This window comes from Methylorubrum sp. POS3 (assembly GCF_043352485.1).
GTDB lineage: Bacteria > Pseudomonadota > Alphaproteobacteria > Rhizobiales > Beijerinckiaceae > Methylobacterium > Methylobacterium suomiense.
On record NZ_JAPRBT010000001.1, the window covers coordinates 4361818 to 4382007 of the forward strand.

Annotated in this window: 21 protein-coding genes and 1 tRNA gene; 6 read left to right on the forward strand and 16 right to left on the reverse strand. The window is 67.1% G+C overall.

Annotated elements, in window-relative coordinates:
• Both OWC43_RS20170 and ftsY read right to left on the reverse strand, forming a co-directional pair.
• Positions 1-651, reverse strand: a complete 651-nt coding sequence (locus OWC43_RS20170) for a septation protein A (protein ID WP_238308084.1) — start codon at positions 649-651, stop codon at positions 1-3.
• Positions 648-2087, reverse strand: coding sequence for a signal recognition particle-docking protein FtsY (gene ftsY, locus OWC43_RS20175; protein ID WP_393958035.1), 1440 nt, complete (start codon positions 2085-2087; stop codon positions 648-650). The genes OWC43_RS20170 and ftsY overlap by 4 nt, the downstream gene beginning before the upstream one ends.
• Before the next feature lie 46 nt (positions 2088-2133).
• Here ftsY and OWC43_RS20180 point away from each other — a divergent pair, with 46 nt between their 5' ends.
• Positions 2134-2874: an RluA family pseudouridine synthase gene (locus OWC43_RS20180; protein ID WP_393958036.1), complete on the forward strand. Its 741-nt coding sequence runs from the start codon at positions 2134-2136 to the stop codon at positions 2872-2874.
• 207 nt (positions 2875-3081) lie between these two features.
• On the opposite strand, the gene mtaB is transcribed toward OWC43_RS20180, so the two are convergent.
• Together mtaB and dapF are read right to left on the reverse strand one after the other, a co-directional pair.
• Positions 3082-4299, reverse strand: a complete 1218-nt coding sequence (gene mtaB / locus OWC43_RS20185) for a tRNA (N(6)-L-threonylcarbamoyladenosine(37)-C(2))-methylthiotransferase MtaB (protein ID WP_393958038.1) — start codon at positions 4297-4299, stop codon at positions 3082-3084.
• A complete protein-coding gene (dapF, locus tag OWC43_RS20190; RefSeq protein WP_393958040.1) occupies positions 4296-5186 on the reverse strand; it encodes a diaminopimelate epimerase in 891 nt (296 codons plus the stop codon). Before dapF ends, mtaB begins: the two co-directional genes overlap by 4 nt.
• Positions 5187-5366: 180 nt before the next feature.
• Here dapF and OWC43_RS20195 point away from each other — a divergent pair, with 180 nt between their 5' ends.
• Together OWC43_RS20195 and nth are read left to right on the forward strand one after the other, a co-directional pair.
• Positions 5367-6134, forward strand: a complete 768-nt coding sequence (locus tag OWC43_RS20195; RefSeq protein ID WP_393958042.1) for a GyrI-like domain-containing protein — start codon at positions 5367-5369, stop codon at positions 6132-6134.
• 50 nt (positions 6135-6184) lie between these two features.
• Positions 6185-6943: an endonuclease III domain-containing protein gene (gene nth, locus OWC43_RS20200; RefSeq protein WP_393958603.1), complete on the forward strand. Its 759-nt coding sequence runs from the start codon at positions 6185-6187 to the stop codon at positions 6941-6943.
• 134 nt (positions 6944-7077) lie between these two features.
• On the opposite strand, the gene OWC43_RS20205 is transcribed toward nth, so the two are convergent.
• The gene (locus OWC43_RS20205) at positions 7078-8205 is read right to left on the reverse strand and encodes a radical SAM protein (RefSeq protein ID WP_393958043.1); all 1128 of its coding nucleotides are present in this window, start codon (positions 8203-8205) and stop codon (positions 7078-7080) included.
• Positions 8206-8318: 113 nt separating this feature from the next.
• Here OWC43_RS20205 and OWC43_RS20210 point away from each other — a divergent pair, with 113 nt between their 5' ends.
• Together OWC43_RS20210 and OWC43_RS20215 are read left to right on the forward strand one after the other, a co-directional pair.
• Positions 8319-8609, forward strand: coding sequence for a hypothetical protein (locus OWC43_RS20210; protein ID WP_393958044.1), 291 nt, complete (start codon positions 8319-8321; stop codon positions 8607-8609).
• A gap of 49 nt (positions 8610-8658) precedes the next feature.
• Complete coding sequence (locus OWC43_RS20215) at positions 8659-8988, forward strand: YnfA family protein (protein WP_393958046.1); 330 nt, start codon at positions 8659-8661, stop codon at positions 8986-8988.
• A 92-nt stretch (positions 8989-9080) separates the two neighbouring features.
• Here the strand turns inward: OWC43_RS20215 and OWC43_RS20220 are convergent, their stop codons facing one another.
• From OWC43_RS20220 to OWC43_RS20230, 3 genes are all read right to left on the reverse strand, one after another.
• Complete coding sequence (locus OWC43_RS20220) at positions 9081-9710, reverse strand: hypothetical protein (RefSeq protein ID WP_137831238.1); 630 nt, start codon at positions 9708-9710, stop codon at positions 9081-9083.
• Between the two features lie 61 nt (positions 9711-9771).
• Complete coding sequence (locus OWC43_RS20225; RefSeq protein WP_393958047.1) at positions 9772-10518, reverse strand: hypothetical protein; 747 nt, start codon at positions 10516-10518, stop codon at positions 9772-9774.
• Positions 10508-11158 carry an SOS response-associated peptidase gene (locus OWC43_RS20230; protein WP_393958048.1) on the reverse strand — a complete coding sequence of 217 codons (651 nt, stop codon included), beginning with the start codon at positions 11156-11158 and terminating at the stop codon, positions 10508-10510. Before OWC43_RS20230 ends, OWC43_RS20225 begins: the two co-directional genes overlap by 11 nt.
• Positions 11159-11261: 103 nt before the next feature.
• Here OWC43_RS20230 and OWC43_RS20235 point away from each other — a divergent pair, with 103 nt between their 5' ends.
• Positions 11262-12140 (forward strand): SDR family oxidoreductase, encoded by an 879-nt coding sequence (locus OWC43_RS20235; protein WP_393958049.1) that lies wholly within the window; start codon positions 11262-11264, stop codon positions 12138-12140.
• 138 nt (positions 12141-12278) lie between these two features.
• Here OWC43_RS20235 and OWC43_RS20240 read toward each other — a convergent pair whose 3' ends face one another.
• The 8 genes from OWC43_RS20240 to OWC43_RS20275 form a co-directional block, all read right to left on the reverse strand.
• Positions 12279-13184, reverse strand: coding sequence for a glycine betaine ABC transporter substrate-binding protein (locus OWC43_RS20240; RefSeq protein ID WP_393958050.1), 906 nt, complete (start codon positions 13182-13184; stop codon positions 12279-12281).
• 939 nt (positions 13185-14123) lie between these two features.
• Positions 14124-14200: transfer RNA gene (locus OWC43_RS20245), tRNA-Met, on the reverse strand.
• 121 nt (positions 14201-14321) lie between these two features.
• A complete protein-coding gene (gene trpB, locus OWC43_RS20250; protein WP_393958052.1) occupies positions 14322-15563 on the reverse strand; it encodes a tryptophan synthase subunit beta in 1242 nt (413 codons plus the stop codon).
• 295 nt (positions 15564-15858) lie between these two features.
• A complete protein-coding gene (locus tag OWC43_RS20255) occupies positions 15859-16524 on the reverse strand; it encodes a phosphoribosylanthranilate isomerase (protein ID WP_393958053.1) in 666 nt (221 codons plus the stop codon).
• A gap of 20 nt (positions 16525-16544) precedes the next feature.
• The gene (locus OWC43_RS20260) at positions 16545-16910 is read right to left on the reverse strand and encodes a LapA family protein (protein ID WP_137831232.1); all 366 of its coding nucleotides are present in this window, start codon (positions 16908-16910) and stop codon (positions 16545-16547) included.
• A gap of 204 nt (positions 16911-17114) precedes the next feature.
• Complete coding sequence (gene ihfB, locus OWC43_RS20265) at positions 17115-17423, reverse strand: integration host factor subunit beta (RefSeq protein ID WP_137831231.1); 309 nt, start codon at positions 17421-17423, stop codon at positions 17115-17117.
• Between the two features lie 46 nt (positions 17424-17469).
• Positions 17470-18438 (reverse strand): signal peptide peptidase SppA, encoded by a 969-nt coding sequence (sppA, locus tag OWC43_RS20270; protein WP_137831230.1) that lies wholly within the window; start codon positions 18436-18438, stop codon positions 17470-17472.
• 263 nt (positions 18439-18701) lie between these two features.
• Positions 18702-20039, reverse strand: a complete 1338-nt coding sequence (locus OWC43_RS20275; protein ID WP_393958055.1) for a hypothetical protein — start codon at positions 20037-20039, stop codon at positions 18702-18704.
• Between the last annotated feature and the right edge of the window lie 151 nt (positions 20040-20190).

Sequence of the window (20190 nt, forward strand, 5' to 3'; positions counted from 1 at the left end):
CTACGCCGCTTCCGTGCCGTCCTTCTTCTCATGACGCAGAAGCAACGGCGTCTGCGCGAGAGCGAAGGCGATGGTCAGCGGCATGATGCCGAAGACCTTAAAGTTCACCCAGAAATCCTCGGTCTGTGTGCGCCAGACGATTTCGTTGAGGGCGGCCAGCGCGAGGAAGAACAAGCCCCAGCGGAAGGTCAGCTTTCGCCAGCCCTCGTCGGAGAGGGCGAACATGCTGTCGAGAACGACCGAGAGCAGCGGCTTCCCGAAGGCGAGCCCGCCGAGGAGGACGAGGCCGAACAGCGTGTTCACGATGGTCGGCTTCATCATGATGAAGGTCTTGTCCTGAAGCGCCAGGGTGAGACCCCCGAACACCAGCACGACGACGCCGGAAACCATCGGCATGATCGGCAATCGACGCAGCAGGGCGAAGTGCACCGCGAGGGCGATCACGGTCGCGGCGATGAAGACGCCGGTCGCGACGAACAGCTTGCTCTCGGGCGGCACGCCGAAGCGTTCGGCATAGGCGTTGCCCAAGAAGAACACGACGAGCGGGCCCATTTCCAGGGCAAGCTTCAGCAGAGGCGGCAGGTGGCGGCGCGGGGGCACACCCTCGACCTTGAGGCCGGTCCGCTCGGTTCCGGTGTCGGTGAGGCTCATACGCGCTCCTCCCTGGGCAGGCCGGTGATGGCACGGGCGAAGTCCCGGGCCGCGAACGGCTCCAGATCCTCGATACCTTCTCCGACTCCGATGAAATGGACCGGCAGGCCGAACTTGGCAGCGAGGGCGACGAGGATGCCGCCCCGCGCCGTACCGTCGAGCTTCGTCATGACGAGGCCCGAGACCGGGGCGGCCTGCGAGAACAGCTCGACCTGACTCAGTGCGTTCTGCCCCACGGTGGCATCGAGCACCAGCAGGGTGGCGTGCGGCGCTTCCGCATCGAGCTTGCGGATCACCCGGACGATCTTCTCAAGCTCGTCCATCAGACCGGCCTTGTTCTGGAGGCGGCCCGCCGTATCGATTAGGAGCACGTCGGCGCCGGCTTCCCGCGCCTCCTTGAACGCATCGAAGGCGAGACCGGCCGCATCCGATCCCTGCGCCCGGCTGATCACCGGCACGTCGGTGCGCTCGCCCCAGACCCGCAATTGCTCGATGGCGGCGGCGCGGAACGTATCGCCCGCCGCCAACATGACGCGGCGCCCTTCCGCCTTGAACTTGAGCGCGAGCTTGCCGATGGTCGTGGTCTTCCCCGCGCCGTTCACGCCGACCGTGAGGATCACGTAGGGTTTCTTCGCCGGATCGACGGTGATCGGCACCGCTACGGGATCCAAAGCCCGCTCGATCTCGGTCGCCAGGATCGACCGCACCTCGTCCGGGGAGATGCCCTTCTCGTAGCGTCCCTTGCCGACGGCCTCCGCCATCCGTGTCGCGGTCTCGACGCCGAAATCGGCCTGGATCAGCGCGTCCTCGAGATCTTCGAGCGTCGTCGCGTCGAGCTTGCGCTTGGTGAACAGGCCCGTCACCCGGTCGGACAGGGCCGTGGACGTGCGCATCAATCCGCCGGTGAGGCGCGACCACCAACCGCGCTTCTCCGTACCTTCGACGGCGCCCTGAACGGCGTCGCTCGCGAGGGCCGCCGCGCTGTCGACGGGCTGGATGTCGACTTCGGCGGGCGCTGTCAGCTCCGCCGGCGGCGTCTCACCGCCGGTGACGCGAGACCACCAATTGCGCTTTTCCGCGGGAGCGGCCGCAGGCTCGGGGATCGCCGGTTCGGGCTCCGGCACCGGTTCCGGCGCCTCATCCGACGGTGCATCGAAGGCCACGTCCTCGGTTGGCGGCTGCGGCTCGGGCTGGAGGTCGGCGCCCTCGATCTCGTCGGGGATGCGATTCTTGTTCGGGCCGTCGGGTGAGGGTTCGCTCACCGGGGGCGGCACGTGGGAGACGTCTTCGGCACCTGTGGCGAAGTCCGGCACGCCCTCCGATTCGGATGCCGGCGAAGTCGGCTCCGGGAGAACCGATTCCTCGGACGGCTTCGTCTCGGGAGCTTTTCGCCCGAACAGGCGCCCGAACCAGCCGGGCTTCTCGTCGTCGCTCATCCTCGAAAACCTTGCTCCCGATGGTCCGGCGCACTAGCCACCGGGGATGGATCCCCGAGCATCGTCGCCGAACCGCAGCGTTGACCCGCAGATAGGGCTTTCCCTCCTTTACCGCGATGCCCTGATGCTCGTCATCGACAAGCCGGCGGGCCTTCCTGTCCATCCCGGGCCGAAGGGCGGCCCGACGCTGACCGATCGATTGGACGCGCTTCGCTTCGGTCTGCCCCGTCGCCCGGAGGCCGCGCACCGGCTCGACCGCGATACGTCGGGCTGCCTCGTGCTCGGCCGTCACGCCAAGGCCCTCGCGCGGCTGAACCGCCTCTTCGCCGACGGAAAGGTCGAGAAGACCTACTGGGCGTTGGTGGAGGGGGCTCCGCCGGAAGAAGGCCGTATCGACCTTCCCCTCGCCCGTCGATCCGACGATCCGCGCAGCTGGTGGATGAAGGTCGATCCCGCGGGCCTGCCCTCGCTGACACATTTTCGTGTTCTCGGCCGCGCCGATGGCTTGGCTTGGCTTGAACTGAAGCCGGTCACCGGGCGGACGCACCAGCTTCGCGTCCACTGCGCCGCCATGGGCTGGCCGATAAAGGGGGATGCCATCTACGGCATCGCCGGAACGGAGCGGACCGGCTTACAGCTTCACGCCCGCGCCCTGAGCCTGCCACTCTATCCGAAACGCGACCCGATCACGGTCGTTTCGCCCGCGCCGGTGCATATGCGCAGCGGCCTTCTCGCCTGCGGCCTCAAGCCGGAGGACGAAGACGTTGGAAGCAATTCCTTGATCTAGCGCTTCACCAATGACGGTGCCCTGGGCGGCGAACGTGCCGGTTCGGTGAGGCGGCAGCGCTCGATCCGCCTCGCTCACCCAAGGACAAGGACGCGCTCCGATCCGGTGATGCAGGCGCGTCGGAGGCATCGGCGGCTCCGCAGGACGAAGACGATATCAGACCTGCCGCAACGTGCGAGATGTCCGAAAAGCCCTTGGCGGATGGTCTCAGGCGGCCAGCAGCACCTGCCCGTCATGGCCGGTGATCGTCACGTCCCGGATCTCCCCCGACGGCACCTCCGTAACGAGACGCACTCCGGTGAAATCCTCGGTCCGAGCCATCCCGCCGCGCTCGGTCAACACCCGGCGATCCGTACCGACGGCGCCGTCGAGATGGTGCCGGAGCGCGGCCGCGCCGGCTTCGCGCAGCCGGGCGGCGCGGGTGCGCACGTTGTCCGGGGAGACCGGCGGCATGCGGGCGGCCGGCGTGCCGGGGCGCGGCGAGTAGGGGAAGACGTGCAGATGCGTCAGCCCGCATTCCGCCACGAGATCGAGGGAGCGGGTGAACTGCGCCTCCGTCTCGGTCGGGAAACCGGCGATGAGATCGGCACCGAAGACGAGGCCGGGGCGCAGCGCCCGCAGGCTCTCGCAAAAGCGGATCGCGTCGGCGCGGGAGTGACGTCGCTTCATCCGCTTGAGGATCAGGTCGTCCCCGGCCTGAAGGGAGAGATGGATATGGGGCATCAGCCGCGGTTCCTCGGCGAAGGCCGCGATCAGCTCAGCATCGGCTTCAACGGAATCGATCGAGGACAGGCGCAGTCGCGCGAGGTCCGGTACCTCCCTCAGGATCGACCGCACGAGGCGTCCCAGGGTCAAGTCGGGATCGAGGTCGCGGCCATAGGCGGTGAGATCGACCCCGGTCAGCACCACCTCGCGCCCGCCATGCTCGACGATGCGGCGGACCTGCGCAACCGCATCCGGCACCGGCACCGAGCGTGAGTTCCCGCGGCCGAACGGAATGACGCAGAAGGTGCATCGGTGATCGCAGCCGTTCTGCACGGCGACGAAGGCGCGGGTGTGACCGGCCATCCGATCGAGGGCGCTCGCTTCGGCCGCGCGCGGGGCCATGATGTCCGCGGTCTCGCCCCAATTCTCAGGGCGGAGCTTCACCGCGTTGCCGACGAGCCGCGCGACCTCCGGCATGGCCGCGTAGGCCGCGCGCTCGACCTCCGCACCGCACCCCGTCACCACGATCTCGGCGCCGGGACGGGTGCGGGCCAGACGGCGGATCGCCTTGCGGGCCTGCCGGCCGGCTTCCGACGTGACCGCGCAGGTGTTGACGAGGACGAGGTCGCGGCCCTCGGCGCCGGGCTCCGCGCGACCGCGCATCACCTCCGACTCGACAATGTTGAGCCGGCAGCCGAAGGTCAGCGTCTCGACGCTCATCCGTCCGCCCTCTCGAAGATGCCGGGGGCGAAGGTGCCCTCCCCTTCGAGGAAGACCGGGCCTGTCATCAGCACGTGGTCGTCGGCCTGCCATTCGATCGACAAGACGCCCCCCGGCAGGGCGACGCGGGCGAAGCGGCCGATCATGCGCAGGCGCGAGGCCGCGACGACGGTGGCGCAGGCGGCGGTTCCGCAAGCCAGGGTCAGCCCCGCGCCCCGCTCCCAGACCCGGAGCTTGATCGTGTCGGGGCTGGTGACTTGGGCGATGGAGATGTTGGCCCGTTCGGGAAAGATCGGATGCGCTTCGAGCAGCGGTCCGATCCGGCCGAGATCGAAGCTGTCGGGATCACGGTCGACGAAGAAGATCGCGTGCGGATTGCCCATGCTGACCGCTGCGGGCGAGTGAAGGATGGGATCGTCGATCGGCCCGATTTGAAGCTCGATGCGGCGCGTGTCGGGAAACGGCTCGGCCAGGGGGATCTCGTCCCAGGCGAGCCGCGGCTTGCCCATATCGACGGTGAAGGAGAGTTCGCCGACGCGGCGCACGGCGACGAGCCCCGCCTTGGTCTCCAGCGTCAGCCGTCCGCCCTCGGCCGGTCGCGCCATGGCCGGGTCGTCGTGCAGCGCGTAGGCGACGCATCGCGTGCCGTTGCCACAGGCGCCGGATTCCGAGCCGTCGGTGTTGTAGATGCGCATGAACGCGTCGGTGCCGGGGCTGACGGGATCGTGCACCACCATCAATTGGTCGAAGCGCGAACGGGGATCGGCCCCGATCGCACGCGCTTCGGATGCGGAGACGCGCAGGTTCGTGCCGCGCAGGTCGAGCACCACGATGGCGTTGCCCGCGCCGTGCATTTTCAGGAAGCGGCGGTTTGCGAGAGGGCTCATGCGACCTCTTTGCAGGTGGAGCGGCGAAGGGAGCTTGTCCGTCGCCCTATAGGGCAAACCGGCGGGCGCGTCGCGGATCGTGAGACGCATCCGCTCTGCACCCTCGCGGAAAGGCCCGTTCGGCCCTAACCTGATGCCATGGCCCGCGCTTGCGCCGCGGACCCTTGGGAGCCTCGCGCCTTGACCCGTTCCACCCTCGTTGCCGTCAGTCTCCTGGTCCTCGGCCCTCTCGCCGCCCTGGCCCAGACGCCCGCGCCCGGCGACGCGCCGAAGGGCGCCCCGCCCCCCACCAACGCGCCCTCACCGGCGGAAACCAACCCCTTGCCCCTCACCACATCCCCGGATCCCTCGAAATCCGGCCCCGGAACGGCGATGCCTGCCCCCGAACAAGCGCCGGTGCGCAATCCCGGCGGCTCGGATCCGGCACCGATCGCCAAGCCCGGCCCCTCCACCCTGCCGACCCTCGTGCCGAATTCCGGCGAGGCGAACGACGTCGACGAGGTGACCCTGCCGGCCAAGCCGGCGGCGATCCTCTCGGGCCAGACCAAGTGGGAGGACGCCGTCGCGAGCCTGACGGGCTCGTTCAGGACGATCGAGGCGGCCTTGGCGAAGGCCGGCCTGAAGGCGGCCGGTCGCCCGCTCTCGGTCTTCACGAAGACGGAAGAGGACGGCTTCCAGTACGAGGCGATGATCCCGATCGAGGCGGCCCCCGCGGGCGGTGGCGCAGTCGATGGCGTGCGCTTCGGGTCAACGCCTTCGGGTCGGGCTTTGCGCTTCAAGCACAATGGGACCTACGAGGAGATCGACGGCACCTACGAGACCCTCACCGCCTATCTGGACGTGAAGGAGATCGACGTTCAGGACCGTTTCGTCGAGGAATATGTCAGCGACCTCAAGAGTGGCTCGGAGGACAAGCTCGACATCAACATCTACGCCCTGCCGAAATAGTCTTCACCGGCGCGGGGGAACCGGAGACTCCATTGGTGGATTCGGCTCACATGTCGATGCTGCCCGGATTCGAGACCCCCTCCCCGCGCCGCGCCCGCCGGGCCGAGCCGCCTGCGCCGAGCGAGGCCCTGCGGGACAAGGCACTCGATATTCACCGCCGGTTATGCGGCGTCTATCATTGCCCGATCCCGTACTTCCACAGCCTGGATCCCCTCTCCGAGCTGATCTCCTCGCTCCTGTCCCATCGCACGCGCAACGCCGATTCCGGACGCGCCTTCAAAGCATTGCGGGCGCGTTGGCCGGATTGGGAAGCGGTCGAGGCGGCGCCGACGGAAGAGATCGAGGCGACGATCCGCGGCGTCACTTGGCCGGAGCTGAAAGCACCGCGCATCAAAGCGGTGCTGTCGGCCATTCGCGAGCGCCAGGGATCGCTGAATCTCGATTTCCTCTCGGAGATGAGCGTCGAGGACGCCCGCGCCTGGCTCCAGGCAATCCCCGGCATCGGTCCGAAAACCAGCGCGGCGGTGCTCTCCTTCAGCACGCTGCGGATGCCGGCGCTGCCCGTCGACAGTCATCACCATCGGGTCGCACAGCGCACGGGGCTGATCGGCAAGAGCGTCGATGTCGGGCCGAGCCATCCGATCCTGCGGGCGCAATTGCCCGCCGATTGGTCGGCTCAGGCCCTCTACGACAACCATGAGGTGCTGATGCTGCACGGGCAGAAGGTGTGCTTCCACCACAAGCCGGCCTGTGACCGCTGCGTGCTGCTGGAACTCTGCCCAACCGGACAGGCGCGCATGCAGCGGTAAGCGGAGCGGTCTCGCGCTTCGACCGCGACCCGGGAGAAGGCGTGCCACGAACGAATTGTCTGGAAAGTAAAGCTTCGTACTGCGAGCCGATCGTCGCGCGCGGGCCACTTGGATCGGGACGATCCCAGACCAGCTCACGTCCAATACAAGATTTTCGCGAAGGGCAGCCGCATCCCGATCCGCTCGTGGAAGAAGGCCCGCATCTCCCGCATGACGTCCGCCGGGAGAACGTATTTCACTGAGCCGAACTTCGTGAATTTGCGGCTGCGCTCGGCCTCGCGCATGGGCAGGTCGGAGCCGGGATACCAGCCTTCCAGGACCTCCTTCGACCCCGGCGTGAAACGGTGGGTGATGAGTTCGAGCGTCAAGTCGGGCGCGGATACGTCGGCCAGCGCTTCGGCGGCATCGGCGAGAAGGGCATCGTAGGCCTCTCGCCAGTCCTCCACGGGGAGGATCGGCGCGATGGTGAGGCCGACCGGATAGCCCGCACCGGCCATGGCGCCGAGCGCCGCGAAGCGCTCGGCGAGCGGCGCGGTGCCACCCTCGTAACGGGCAGCGGGGGCGGCGTTGACCGAGAAGCGGATGCGGGTGCGCCTGCGATGCGGCAGGTCGAGGAGAGGCCCGATCGCGGCGAATTTGGTGGTGAAGCGCAGCTGGACCGGCGCTTCCCAGGCACCGAAATGCCGGATCGCTGCCGAGAGTGACCCGGTCAGGTGCTCGATCCCGAGGGGATCCGTGTAGCAGGAGGCCTCGAAGGTCGTGCCCTCCGCCGCGCGCTCTGCGGACGCGCTGGTGACGTTGCCGCGACCGACATAAGTGTCGAGATTGGTCAGGATCGCGTCGAGATTGGCATAGGCGCGGGTGATCGGCGGCCCCGACAGGGACCCGGCAAGGTAGCAGTACTGGCAATGTGCCGGACAACCTTCGGCGAGATCGAAGCGCCAATCGGCGCTCGGCGGGATCGGCTGAAGCTTGAGCTTCGAGGGCGGCGCCACGACGATCGCCAGCGTCGCTTTCGCCTCGGCATAGGCGCGGCCCGGGTCGCCCTGCTTCGCGCTGATCCGGTTGCTTGCCAGGTATTCCACCGGCAAGCCCTGCCCTTCCGCCCGTTCGGCGATGGCGCGGCCATGAGCATGCTCCAGGGCCGCCGGGGTCACGAGCACCCGGCGCGGCCGCCACAGCCGGGCCGGCTTGCGGGCCGCCGCTCCGGGGTGGAATGCGCGTTCGCGCGCCTCGCTCGACCTGTCGGGTGCCTCGATCATGGCAGGGCAACGATCGACTCGGCCCGCGGGTCCACCCGGTTCGGAACCGCGCCTGCCGCTGCGCGATGTTTCCGGGGGCGTGGAATCGTCTCACCGGAGCGACCGAGGACGCCATGGCGGATTGGGAAGTGAAGCGGCAGGCTCTGGCGGCTCTGGTGGCGCGCCGGATGGGGTTCGCCGATCCAATTGAGCTCGCTCCGCAGGATCGGGCGGCGGTCGATCGCGAGGTGGAGGCACTGGCCGACCGCGGCAATCCCGCCGACACCGAACCGGCGGATCCGGAGGCAGCTCAGCTCCACCGGGCCGTCGCAGCCTATCGCGCCGCGCGACAGCTTCGGGCGGACGAGGACAATGTCCACCTCGCCGAGCGCGGCGAGGTCTTCGCACCCGAGGACGATGCGTGACGCCGAAACCCGGCTTGGCCATCGGCCCGGTCCGGTGCAAGCGCACGCCATGACCCGCTCGCTCCTAGCCTTCTCCGCCGCCGCGCTCGCCGAGATCGGCGGCTGCTTCGCCTTCTGGGCTTGGCTGCGCCTCGGCCGCTCGATGGGATGGGTCGTGCCGGGCCTCGCTTCGCTGGCTCTGTTCGCCTATCTGCTCACCCTCGTGGAAAGCGAAGCCGCCGGTCGCGCCTACGCCGCCTATGGAGGCGTCTATGTCGCGGCGTCGATCGGCTGGTTATGGGCCGTGGAGGGCCACCGGCCCGACCGCTTCGATTTGGCCGGCGGTGCAATCTGCCTCGTCGGAATGGCGGTGATCCTGTTCGCCCCACGGGGCGGTTGATCGGGCGACAGGCGCGGCCCGGCCTGTCAATAGCGTCGCCTGCTCGCTGCGTCCCCAGGATGAAGGGCGCGCCGGGCGATCGCTTCCCACCCTCAGCGGAATCGGTTGCCGACCACGCCCGCCTCGACCGCCACCGAGAGCCGGTCGGTGATCGCCCATTCGACGCCGACGCGCGCATCGGGAAGTACGGCAATGTCCTCGCGGGTGTAGAGCGGTGCGGCGGCATTGCCGCCGAAGCGCAGCCGTTCGTGCACCGCCCACGCCCCGGCCTTGCCGTAGAGCAGGACGTTGTCGGTCAGCAGCGTCCCGACCTGCACTTGGAAGGCGCCGGCAAAGTCTCGCGCGTAGCCGAAACCTCCGACGCCCGGCGTGAGACCGCCGGTGCCGGGTATCAGAAGATCGGCCCCGCCGACGATGCCGTAGACGAACCGCCCTTCCTGCCACATTCGGCCGCCCTCGAACCCGATCGTCGGGCCGCCATAGCTGCCGAAATGCTTGGACGAGGAAAACGCGTAGCCGGTCGACAGGGCGGCGTAGGAGCCGGACCAGCGCGAAACGCCGTCGACGCTCGGTGTCGACCAAGCGAAGGTGGGCAGCGGCGCGAAGCCCGCGAACGGCAGGACGCTCTGCGCCAGGGCCGGTGTTGCTCCGACGAGGCCGGATCCGAGGATGAGGCCCGCCGCGAGGCGTCGCAGCGTGGACGAATCGAGATGCCGCTTCATACGGCCAAGATAGCCGAGACGACGCGGCGGGGACAGGCTGCCGATGGGTGCCGACCTTGGTTCAGGACCTGCCGCGGGGCCGGGCCTCGGCGGCGGGGGCTGCCGCGTCCCATTCCCGATCGCGCTCTTTCAGCAATTCGGCTCGATCCAGCCGGTCCCCTGCATCCTGCTCCACCCCATCGTCGCGTGTACGAATGTTCGAGGTTGCCGGGGACGGGTCCGGCTGCACCGCCCGCATGAGAGCGACGACGATCCGGTCGAGATCGACCGAGGCAATCCCGAGGTCCGTCCCGATCTCGGTCCTGCGCCGCTGGGCCAGATCGGCCCCGGTCGTGAAGGCCCGAGCGAGCCGCGCGCGAAGGGACGGTTCGAGGGAAAGCGTAGCCGCCGGCGCATTGCGCAGGCGCTCGAGCCGTCGCCGCTGGGTTGCCTCCGTGTCGTGATCGGCGCGGGCGCCCGGCACCATTCTGGCGAGTTCGCCGAGCAGGTGGGTTCGCAATGCGGCGACCCGCAGCGGACCGATCTTGCGCACGGCCAGAAGATCCGTCGGCGAGGCGCGGACCAGCGCGCCCATATCGGCAAAGCCCGCCTTTCGCAGCCGTGCTCGGAGCGACGCCGTCAGCAATCCGCGCCCGTAGCCCGATGAACTGAGGCGTTCGACGCTGTCTCCGGTGAGGCCGTCGAAGAGCGGCAGGCGCGCGGAAACCTCGTCGAACAGCGTAGGGCCGGTGTCGGTCTTGGTCGTGGCGCGCTTCACCGGCTCATGCATCCGGCCGAAGGGGTCACCGGTCCTGCGATCAGCGGGCATCGTCATGTTTCATGCCACGCCCGACCAGGGTGAGAGAACCATCTCGCAGAGGACGTTGGAGTTTCTTCGCTTCGGACCATGGCGCTCGTAGCCATGTCTCCCACTCGTCTTCCGTGGTCAGGATCACCGGCATCGCTTTCGGATGCACCGCGCCGACTTCCTCATTCGGGGGACAGGTCAGGAAGGCGTAGAGGTCGTCCGTGGTCTCGCCATCCTTGAGCTTGCGCACGGAGGTCCAACCCTCGGTCCTGATACCGGCGAAGCCCGCGAGCGGGCGTTCCGCACCGAGGGCGAACCACACATCTCCGCCCTCCGCCTTGTTGAACTCGCTGAAGGCGGAGAGCGGCACGAGGCAGCGATGCTCGGGGCCGAGCCAGCGGCGCCAATGCGGTGAGCCGGTGTTGCGCACATTGGTCACGCCGGGATCGACTCGCTTGCCCTCAAGCGCGAAGGCCGGAGACGGCATGCCCCAGCGATGCATCGCCAGCACCCGCCGGCCCTCGTGGTTATGAATGATCGGCGCAGCGGTATTGGGAAAGATGCCGGGCAAGGGCGGAAGGTTGCCGGTGCGGTCGTCGTCAATCCGGAAGGCTCGCCGGATCTCATCCTGGCTCTTCGTCAGGCTGTAGAGGTTGCACATCTCGGCACCATTCTGTCGCGGCCACCAAGTGGGGCCAGACACGTTACCGGATACCGCAGGTGGCGCTCCCGAGGAGCCCCCCAGGCGCTATCGAGGAGCCACCATGACGATCGATCCGCACGAGGCCGGTCCGCGTCCCCCTTTCCCAGGGGCGCAGCAGCAGGAGCGGCCGGGGCTCAGTTCGAAGATGACGCCCGCGCCGGATCACGGTGAGATGAGCTATGTGGGCAAGGGTCTGCTGACCGATCAGGTCGCGCTGATCACCGGCGGCGATTCCGGTATCGGCCGCGCCGTCGCCATCGCCTATGCCCGCGAGGGAGCCGACGTGGCCATCTCTTATCTCGACGTCGAGCAATCGGATGCCGAGGAGACGGCACGGTGGGTCGAGCAGGCCGGCCGGCGCGCGCTGCTGCTGCCGGGCGACCTGCGCGACGAGGACCATTGCCGCGCCATCGTCGCGCGCACCGTGTCCGAGCTCGGCCGCCTCGACATCCTCGTCAACAATGCGGCCGCACAGACCATCAACGAGGGTCTGGACGATGTGACGTCCCACGATCTCGAAGGGGCGTTCCGCGCCAACGTCTTCGCCATGTATTACCTCGCCCAGGCCGCGCTGCCGCACCTGCGCCCGGGCTCGGCCATCGTCAATTCGACGAGTCAGCAGGCCAAGGTCGCGGACAGCTCGATGCTGATCTACGCCGCAACCAAGGGGGCGATCGCGAGCCTGACCATCGGCCTGTCGAACCTCCTGGCACCTAAGGGCATTCGGGTGAATTGCGTGGCTCCCGGGCCGGTCTGGACGCCGATCCAGCCGATCGCCAAGACGCCGGAACAGATCGAGCAACTCGGGGCCGATACGCCGCTCGGGCGGGCCGGTCAGCCAGCGGAACTCGCTCCCGCCTATGTGCTGCTCGCCTCGCGCGAGGGCAGCTACATGTCGGGTGCCCTCGTCCCGGTCACCGGCGGCACTCCGATGTACTGAATGTGGTGAAGGGTGCCGTCCATGGACGGCACCTTGTCATGGCAGCCGTCGAGGTTGGGGGCGATCTTCGCTCGGCTGGACCGATGCTGTGATTTTGCTCGGCGGATGGATGTCGGGATGCGGTGAACGTCTGTCCGCTCATCGATTGCCCTGGATGAGACCGCTGTCCTTAAGAAATTCAGCGGCGACGTCCCTGATCAGGCGCCTTTTGACGTCCACCTCGGCGTTCAACCGAGTGATCGTCGCACTATCGAGTTTCGACGACAACGTTTCCAAGATCTGCACCAGCGTCGGATGAGCTTGTGCCGTCTCGGTCTTGATGATCGGTGCGAGAAAATAATTGAAGAAGAAGCCTCTGTCATCACGGAGGATTTGGAGGTCGTAGCCGCTGATACGTCCATCCGTGGAAAAAACGACGCCGACATCGACGCCGGATATCCGGAGTGCCTGATAGATATAGTCGGTGTCGACCTGCCTGACGATCTCTCGAGGAAAACGACTGCCGTAAGTGCGTTCGAGCGGCTCCAACCCATCCGGACGTTCCGCAAACTCCTTGTTGATGCCAACGATCAGATTCACACCTCTCCCGATGGCGGCAAAGAGTTCGGAGATCGTCGCGATCTTCAGCGCCTGCGACGATTGGGTACGCATTGCGAGGGCATAGGTATTGTTGATGTCCGTCGGTCTCAGCCAAGTGTATCCGATCGACAGATCGAGTTCTCGCAGCCGGGCATAGGCCGCGCCCTTGTCGTAGTTCGCCCGGTCGCCATAGATCAGCGAGAGGCGCGTGGTCGTATATTCCCAATAGATGTCACCTCTTCTCGCCCGCATATGCGCGTGCATCTCTGAGGTGCTCAAGCCTTGGACCTTTTGGGCATCGAAGCCTTTCGAGGCGAGAAGCTGTCGCGTCAGTTCTGCGACGAGACCCTGTTCCGTAAAATCTTTTCCGACAACGACGATCGGTTCGGCAGCAGCCGAAACGCGCAGGGCGACGAGAACAACGAAAACGCTCAACAGATGCCGCGCAACAACTTTTGAAAGCATTGGTCGCATCCGCATCTGCTCATGCTGATTTTCTTATAAAAAGCGGATCGACACAAGAAACCGATTTCGGATGGTCAACATCGGTGGCAGTCGGTGATATGCGGTGCAGCCCGTGTCATCCCGTTGAGGTGTTTTCCTCGTTCGGCGATATCGTTACGGATGCGGAAAAATATTATCTTTCGTCAACTACGATAGTGGTAACTCTGCTAAAATCCAAGAGGAACTGTGTTGCTACTGCGGCCAAACATGTGGGCGCAGAGTCTCATATTGCTTATTGCTGCAAGCGAAGAATGTAACGTGCAGGCCACGTATCCCTCATGATTCGATTTTGGCAGAAATGACGTCCACCTTCGTGGCTCAATAGATCGTTCTCGATCTGCCTTGGGGCGGCTTTTGAGGTTTGACGACCGATACCTTCGCCGGGCCGCTTTCCATCGTAGGGGAAGGAAACTTAGGCGCCTCCGCGCGACGCTGATCTGAGACGATAGAGGGGCTGCTATGGGCCCATCCGCGCGAGGGAAGCGCAACGGAGCGATCGGCCCTGCCATTGATCGTCGTGGGATAGGGTATCGTCGAGCGATGATGCCGGCGGGGCAACAGAGTAACCTGGGCGGCTGCCGATGTCGGCCCTGGTGGAACCCCTTCAGGATGCAGCGGCGGGCACTTTACGGCCTCAGGAACAGGAGCGGCGGTTCATGCTGCCAGGTGCTGCCAGGGCTTCCCCAGGACCTTCGGGTGAACCCGTTTTGTGCTTGGGCCTGCCACCGCCAAACACGGTGCGAGACGATCGGATCCTGAGGCATGACCGGGCATGATCTCGGTGAGATGCACCGGTAAAAAGTCCGGATATCACAGCCAAGGGATAGGCCGGACAGCATAAAGCCCCGGACAGTCGATCCGGGGCTTGGCAGAATAACTCGATAATTGATTGAAGAATTTTGGTAGCGAGGGAGGGATTTGAACCCCCGACACAAGGATTATGATTCCTCTGCTCTAACCAGCTGAGCTACCCCGCCACCGTCGCGGGGGGCGCTGCGGCGTCCCCCGGTGGGCGGCGATATAGGAAGAAGGGGGCGGGGGTGTCAACGGCCTGCAGCCCTCGAGCTGCAGGTTCTTCGCGGGATGCTCAGGCGGACGTCAGAGCGTCTGGCCGAAGATGCGGGCGACTTGGGGAATATCCTTGTCGCCACGCCCCGAGAGATTGAGCACCATCAGGTGATCGGCCGGCTTCGTGGGAGCCAGCTCGGCGACCTTGGAGAGGGCATGGGCCGGCTCCAGCGCCGGAATGATTCCTTCCAGGGAGGAGCAGAGCTTGAACGCCTCCAGCGTCTCGGAATCAGTCGCAGAGAGGTAGGTGACGCGGCCGGCCTCGTGCAACCAGGCGTGCTCCGGGCCGATGCCCGGATAATCCAGGCCCGCCGAGATCGAGTGCGCGTCGGCGATCTGCCCGTCGGCATCCATGAGCAGGTAGGTCCGGTTGCCGTGCAGCACGCCCGGCTTGCCGCCCGTCAGGGAGGCCGCGTGCAGACCGCTCTGGACACCGTGGCCGGCGGCCTCGACGCCGTAAATCTCGACCTCGCGGTCGTCGAGGAAGGGATGGAACAGGCCCATCGCGTTCGAGCCGCCGCCGATGCAGGCAATCAGCGAATCGGGCAGGCGCCCCTCCAGGGCCAGCATCTGCGCCTTGGTTTCGTGACCGATCACGGATTGGAAATCGCGCACCATCGCCGGGTATGGGTGAGGACCCGCCACCGTGCCGATGCAGTAGAAGGTGTCGGCCACGTTGGTGACCCAATCGCGCAGCGCCTCGTTCATCGCGTCCTTGAGGGTCCGGGTGCCGGACTGCACCGGTACGACCTCGGCGCCCAGCATCTTCATGCGGAATACGTTCGGCGCCTGCCGCTCGACGTCGACGGCTCCCATATAGACCACGCATTTCAGGCCGAAGCGGGCGCAGAGGGTCGCGGTCGCGACGCCGTGCTGGCCGGCGCCGGTTTCGGCGATGATCCGGGGCTTGCCCATGCGGCGGGCCAGAAGAATCTGGCCGAGCACATTGTTCACCTTGTGCGAGCCGGTGTGATTCAGCTCCTCGCGCTTGAAATAGATCTTGGCGCCGTTGCCCTTCGGTGCCTGCGCGCGGAAATGCTCGGTCAGGCGCTCGGCATAGTAGAGCGGGCTCGGGCGGCCGATATAATGGGTGCCGTAGCTCTCCATATCGTCCTTAAAGGACGGATCGGACTTCGCGTCCTCGTAGGCCTTCTCCAGATCGAGGATCAGCGGCATCAGCGTCTCGGCCACGAAGCGGCCGCCGAAGATGCCGAAGCGGCCGCGCTCGTCCGGCCCGGTGCGGAAGGAGTTCGGTGCGGGGTTCAGGGTCACGACGGGCAGTCCTCGATCAGGCGTCAATCTTTCTGATTGCGCGTGCTAGACCCATGGGAGGCCGGCCGCAATGCGACGTCCCGTGCTTCCTCGGGCTTCGGGATCTCGTCGGGGCGGGTTTGCCGGCTGGAGACGTACTCTCGATCGGCTCGCCTGAACCAAGTGGAAGCTATCGGCACCGGTGCGGGACGGGCCCCGAGCTGCGAGCTGCCGATCGGCGAAGTGACGGGCTACTTTCGTTGGTCCGCGGATCGACGGCGACGGAGCCTTCTCGGCTCGTTGCGTGGGAATGTCGTTAGCCGCGTTGCCTGATCGTCGGCCGGCCACGGGCGGCGGTCACGAAGGCGGCGATGCGGGCCGGATCCTTCTCGCCGGGGCGAACCTCCACGCCCGAAGAGACATCGACCGCCGAGAGACCTGTGCGGGCCAGTGCTTCGGCGACGTTGGAAGCATCGATTCCGCCCGACAGCATCGTGTGCTCCGGCAAACGCGACTGCGCCAGCAGATCCCAATCGAAGGCGATCCCGTTGCCGCCGGGAAGCGGCGCGCCGGGAGGCGGTTTGGCGTCCAGAAGCAGCCGGTCGGCCACATCTGACCAGACCGCCAAAGCCGCAAGATCTTCGGCGCGCGCGATGCCGAGCGCCTTCATGATTGGCCGCCCACCGTGCCTACGCAGAAACGCCACGCGTTCCGGCGATTCTCGGCCGTGCAACTGGATCAAATCCGGATCGACCGCCTCGATGGCCGCCGCCAGCAGGTCGTCGTCGGGATCGACCAAGAGAAGCACACGCTCCGCGCGACCGCCCGCCCGGCCTGCGAGGCGGCCCGCCGCCTCAAGGGAGAGATGGCGGGGGCTTTTGGCAAAATGCACGAAGCCGACGAGATCGGCTCCCGCATCGAGCGCGGCGTCGAGCGTCGTCTCTGTGGAGAGACCGCAAATCTTGACGCGCACGTTCGACATCGGGACGGGAGTGTGAACGCTCAGCGCCCGGCGGGAGCCGGCAGCGCCGTATGGCCGGAAACCGGCGCGTAGCCGGGCTCGACGCCCGGTGCGCCGAAGGTCTTCAGGGTGGCGGCTTCCTTGGCGAGACGGTCGGCCTCGCGGCGGTGGTAGCGGGCCCTCTGGCGGGTGCCGCTCTGACCGAGCCAGCTGCCGATGCCGCCGAACACGACGCCGAGGGCGACGGCGCCGAACAGCACCGCGTAGAGCGGCAGAACCGCGCTGAACAGGGGCTCCGGCGAGAACGGGTCGAAGGACAGGGTCACGGCCTGACGGTTGGCGACCGCCAGCAGCACGACCACGATCGCGACCGGCAGGAGCACCAGAGCTTTCAGGAAACGAATCATTCCAACGTGTCTCCGACGGATCGGTCTCGCCGACCCGGCCGGCGCGTACCGGGGCGACGCCCGGTGCGAGCCGCCGCGGGAGCCTGGACGGCTCGGACGGCGCGAGTGAAGGGCCTTGGCGCCCGACCGGCAACGGCGGGTGCTGTTCTCAGGGTGAGTTAGGGCGAGACACCGTCGCCGTCACGGGGCAGTTCTACAGAGGGCTCACGCCTCGGCCCGCTCCTCGCCGATGCCGGCCTTGTTCAGGCGCAGCCGCATCTCCTTGCCGGTCTTGAAGACGGGGATCGCCTTCTCGGACACGGCGACCGATTCGCCGGTGCGGGGATTGCGACCGCGCCGGGCTTCCCGGCGCTTCACCGAGAAGGCACCGAAACCGCGAAGCTCGACCCGGTCGCCCTGTGCCAACGCATCGGCGATGGTGTCGAGGATCGCGTTGACGAGAGTCTCCACGTCCCGCTGGTAGAGATGCGGATTCTGCTCGGCGATCTTGAGCACGAGTTCGGACTTGATCATACGGCCATCTTCCGGATGCGGGGCAGGTGCGGCATGCGGGGGTGGATCAGGGCGCCGGACGCCAGACGGCGAGGAGGCCGCCCTGCTCCAACGCCGCCGTCTCGGCGCCGACCGCCCGCAGCCGTGCAGCAAGTCCGGCGAAACCGGCGAAGTCCGCAGCACCGCCGAGGGATGACCAGAGGGTCAAGCCGCCCTCGGATTTCGGCTTCCAGTCGTTCACCGGCAGGTCCTTCGGCACGTCCCGCTTCTGCTCGAGCCAAACCACCGCCTGACGCTCGTCGCCGAGTTCGTCCACGAGCTTGAGCGGAATGCTCTGGCGCCCGCTGAACACGCGTCCATCGGCCACCGCCGCGAGCTGCTGCTCGTTCATGCCGCGACGTTCGGCGACGAGCCCGCGAAACCAGCCATAGGTGTCCATCACGATCGCCGAGAGGGCAGCGCGGGCCTCCGGCGAGGTCGGAGCGAAGCCCGAGGGCTCGGCCTTCAACGGCGATGACTTGACCGTCTCAACCTTCACGCCCACCCGATCGAGCAGGCCGGACACTTCGGGATATTGAAACAGGACGCCGATGGAGCCGACGAGGGCGGTCTCGCGGGCGACGATGTGATCGGCGGCAATCGCCGTGATGTAGGCGCCCGAGGCTGCCGTGCCGTCCACGAAAGCGACGACCGGCTTCTTGTCGGCGAGCGCGCGGATGTTGCGGTACAGTTCCTCCGAACCCGTCGTCGTCCCACCGGGCGACGAGATCGAGAGGACGACGCCCTTCACCGAGTCGGCCTTGCCGACGCGTTCGATCAGCTTGCGGGTGGATTCGCTGCCGGCGATGAAGCCGCCGATGGAAATGCGCGCGATCTGATCCCGCTTGGGCGCGAAGAATCGTCCCTCGCCGATCCGGGCCCGGTAGCCGACAGCGCCCACAGCAACGATGAGCGCGCCGATGCCGATCACCCGCCACAAGGTCAGCTTGCGGCGCAGACGACGGCGGTCGATCAGAAACTCGGCGTCTGCGGCCATCCGACGGTCCACTCCCTGGCGTTCGGCCTCATTCAGGCCGCCTCGCGATTCGCCCGCCGCAGGATGCGCCGCGGTATGGCGAACCACACTTGTCCATTCGGGCAACCTGCGTCCGAGCCTGGGCGTCACCCTGGCCCGACTCGCGGCCAAGTCCTTGACGCATCTGGATTCGTGCAGGCCGCTCGACCTTGCGGCCGTGTTTAGACCCGCCGATGGCGGGGCGGCAAGGGGTTGATGCCGCGGGGCGTGTCAGCGCGGGCTCTTTACCCGCGGCGGGCGTAGACCTCTTCCACATAGCCGTCGCGCAGCCAGAAGAGGTTCCGGCTGAGGCGGCGATAGCCGCCGTCCCGGGCAACGAGGTCGGGCACGACACCCTGCCGGAACGCATCCGTGTTCACGGCGGCCGCTTCCTGATTGATCGAGTAGAAGAGCGGCGCGATTTCGCGGATCCGGCCCACATACATCTCGGCCGTATCCGGTGGCATTTCCGGTATCGAATCCTGGTTGATGACGAGGTCGTATCGCTCGTCGCGATGGATTTCCCACCACGGCAGGATCCTGATCCGCGCATCGGCCTCGCCGGAGAGGGAGACGGGGAGCCCGGCCTTGAGCAGGAACCATCCCTGAATCACGTTGGTGAACGGCAGATCCAGGATCGTGTAGCTCTGCGCGGCATCGTGCAGATACCAAGCGAGGCCGCCGAATCCGCCGCCGATCTCGGCCAGTCGCGGACCGGGTCGGAGATCACGGATGCGCCGGGCAGCGTAGGCGTGGCTGAAGGCATGCTCGGGCAGGATGCTCCCGCCGAGGCGTACGCCGTAGGGCGCACCGACATTCGGAAAGGTCAGCGGAAAGCCGAGGGCGGCCTCGATGCGTTCGAGTCCCGTGATGGATTCCAGCGGTCGCGCGTAGTCGCCCTGTTCGGGGCAGCGGACCGGCTCGACCGCGAGGGCCTCGGCAAGCCTCAGCAGGCGATCGTGCCATCCGGCGGCGAAGGTGTCGGGCGCGTGACGGGCGAGCGTCGCGGTGGTGCGGCCCATGGCGATGCCGTGCGCGAGGTGCGACTGGAACAGGTCGACGAGCATCGCGGCCAAAGCCGGCGCGTCCCCTCCGTGCAATGCCCTATGGAAGGCCGAGAAGCCCTGGGTGCGGGCGGCCCACATTCCCTCCTCGACGGCGTTCGGCGCAGCGGCGGCGGAGTGACGCCAAGCGGCGATGAGGCGACGCGCAATCGCCCCGTCTTCCCCACCGATGGCGGGTTCGGCGAACTCGATCCGCGGCAGGCTGCCGACCGCCCGATACGGATAGCGGAAGGTCCCCGCGCCGACGATATCCCCACCAAGGGCCGCCGTCGGGATCGGCAAGCGGTAGGCGCGACGCTCGCGGCGACCGAAATGGCGCCAATGTTCGGCGGCCGACGCGATGTGGCCAGCCTCGACGGCCATGGCCACATCGGCGTTGAGATCGAGATAGAGATCCGCGTCGAAATCGACTGGGAGAGCGGCGCTGCGTCGTCGGCCGCGCAAGAGGCCGTCGAGCCGCCTGCGAAGGCCGATCCGCATCCGATCGACCGGGCCATCGTCCTGAGAGGGTTTCGACACGCGATCCTCACTCATGCCGCGCGTGGCGGGCGGTTCCCGATGACACAACAACCCACTCGAACGACGCGACCGTACGCGCCCGGAGGGTGACTGGCATGCCCCTCCTGCTCCGACGGGCACGGGGGACGATCAAGGCGGCATCGCTACGATC

Bases quoted from the DNA above. Each gene is read 5' to 3' on its own strand.
- ftsY (WP_393958035.1), bottom strand. From the start codon at position 2,087: ATGAGCGACGACGAGAAGCCCGGCTGGTTCGGGCGCCTGTTCGGGCGA.
- OWC43_RS20225 (WP_393958047.1), bottom strand. From the start codon at position 10,518: ATGCCCGCTGATCGCAGGACCGGTGACCCCTTCGGCCGGATGCATGAG.
- nth (WP_393958603.1), top strand. From the start codon at position 6,185: ATGTCGATGCTGCCCGGATTCGAGACCCCCTCCCCGCGCCGCGCCCGC.
- OWC43_RS20210 (WP_393958044.1), top strand. From the start codon at position 8,319: ATGGCGGATTGGGAAGTGAAGCGGCAGGCTCTGGCGGCTCTGGTGGCG.
- dapF (WP_393958040.1), bottom strand. From the start codon at position 5,186: ATGAGCCCTCTCGCAAACCGCCGCTTCCTGAAAATGCACGGCGCGGGC.
- OWC43_RS20220 (WP_137831238.1), bottom strand. From the start codon at position 9,710: ATGAAGCGGCATCTCGATTCGTCCACGCTGCGACGCCTCGCGGCGGGC.
- OWC43_RS20215 (WP_393958046.1), top strand. From the start codon at position 8,659: ATGACCCGCTCGCTCCTAGCCTTCTCCGCCGCCGCGCTCGCCGAGATC.
- OWC43_RS20205 (WP_393958043.1), bottom strand. From the start codon at position 8,205: ATGATCGAGGCACCCGACAGGTCGAGCGAGGCGCGCGAACGCGCATTC.
- mtaB (WP_393958038.1), bottom strand. From the start codon at position 4,299: ATGAGCGTCGAGACGCTGACCTTCGGCTGCCGGCTCAACATTGTCGAG.
- OWC43_RS20255 (WP_393958053.1), bottom strand. From the start codon at position 16,524: ATGTCGAACGTGCGCGTCAAGATTTGCGGTCTCTCCACAGAGACGACG.
- OWC43_RS20170 (WP_238308084.1), bottom strand. From the start codon at position 651: ATGAGCCTCACCGACACCGGAACCGAGCGGACCGGCCTCAAGGTCGAG.
- ihfB (WP_137831231.1), bottom strand. From the start codon at position 17,423: ATGATCAAGTCCGAACTCGTGCTCAAGATCGCCGAGCAGAATCCGCAT.
- OWC43_RS20260 (WP_137831232.1), bottom strand. From the start codon at position 16,910: ATGATTCGTTTCCTGAAAGCTCTGGTGCTCCTGCCGGTCGCGATCGTG.
- OWC43_RS20180 (WP_393958036.1), top strand. From the start codon at position 2,134: ATGGATCCCCGAGCATCGTCGCCGAACCGCAGCGTTGACCCGCAGATA.
- OWC43_RS20230 (WP_393958048.1), bottom strand. From the start codon at position 11,158: ATGTGCAACCTCTACAGCCTGACGAAGAGCCAGGATGAGATCCGGCGA.
- sppA (WP_137831230.1), bottom strand. From the start codon at position 18,438: ATGGCCGCAGACGCCGAGTTTCTGATCGACCGCCGTCGTCTGCGCCGC.
- OWC43_RS20235 (WP_393958049.1), top strand. From the start codon at position 11,262: ATGACGATCGATCCGCACGAGGCCGGTCCGCGTCCCCCTTTCCCAGGG.
- OWC43_RS20240 (WP_393958050.1), bottom strand. From the start codon at position 13,184: ATGCTTTCAAAAGTTGTTGCGCGGCATCTGTTGAGCGTTTTCGTTGTT.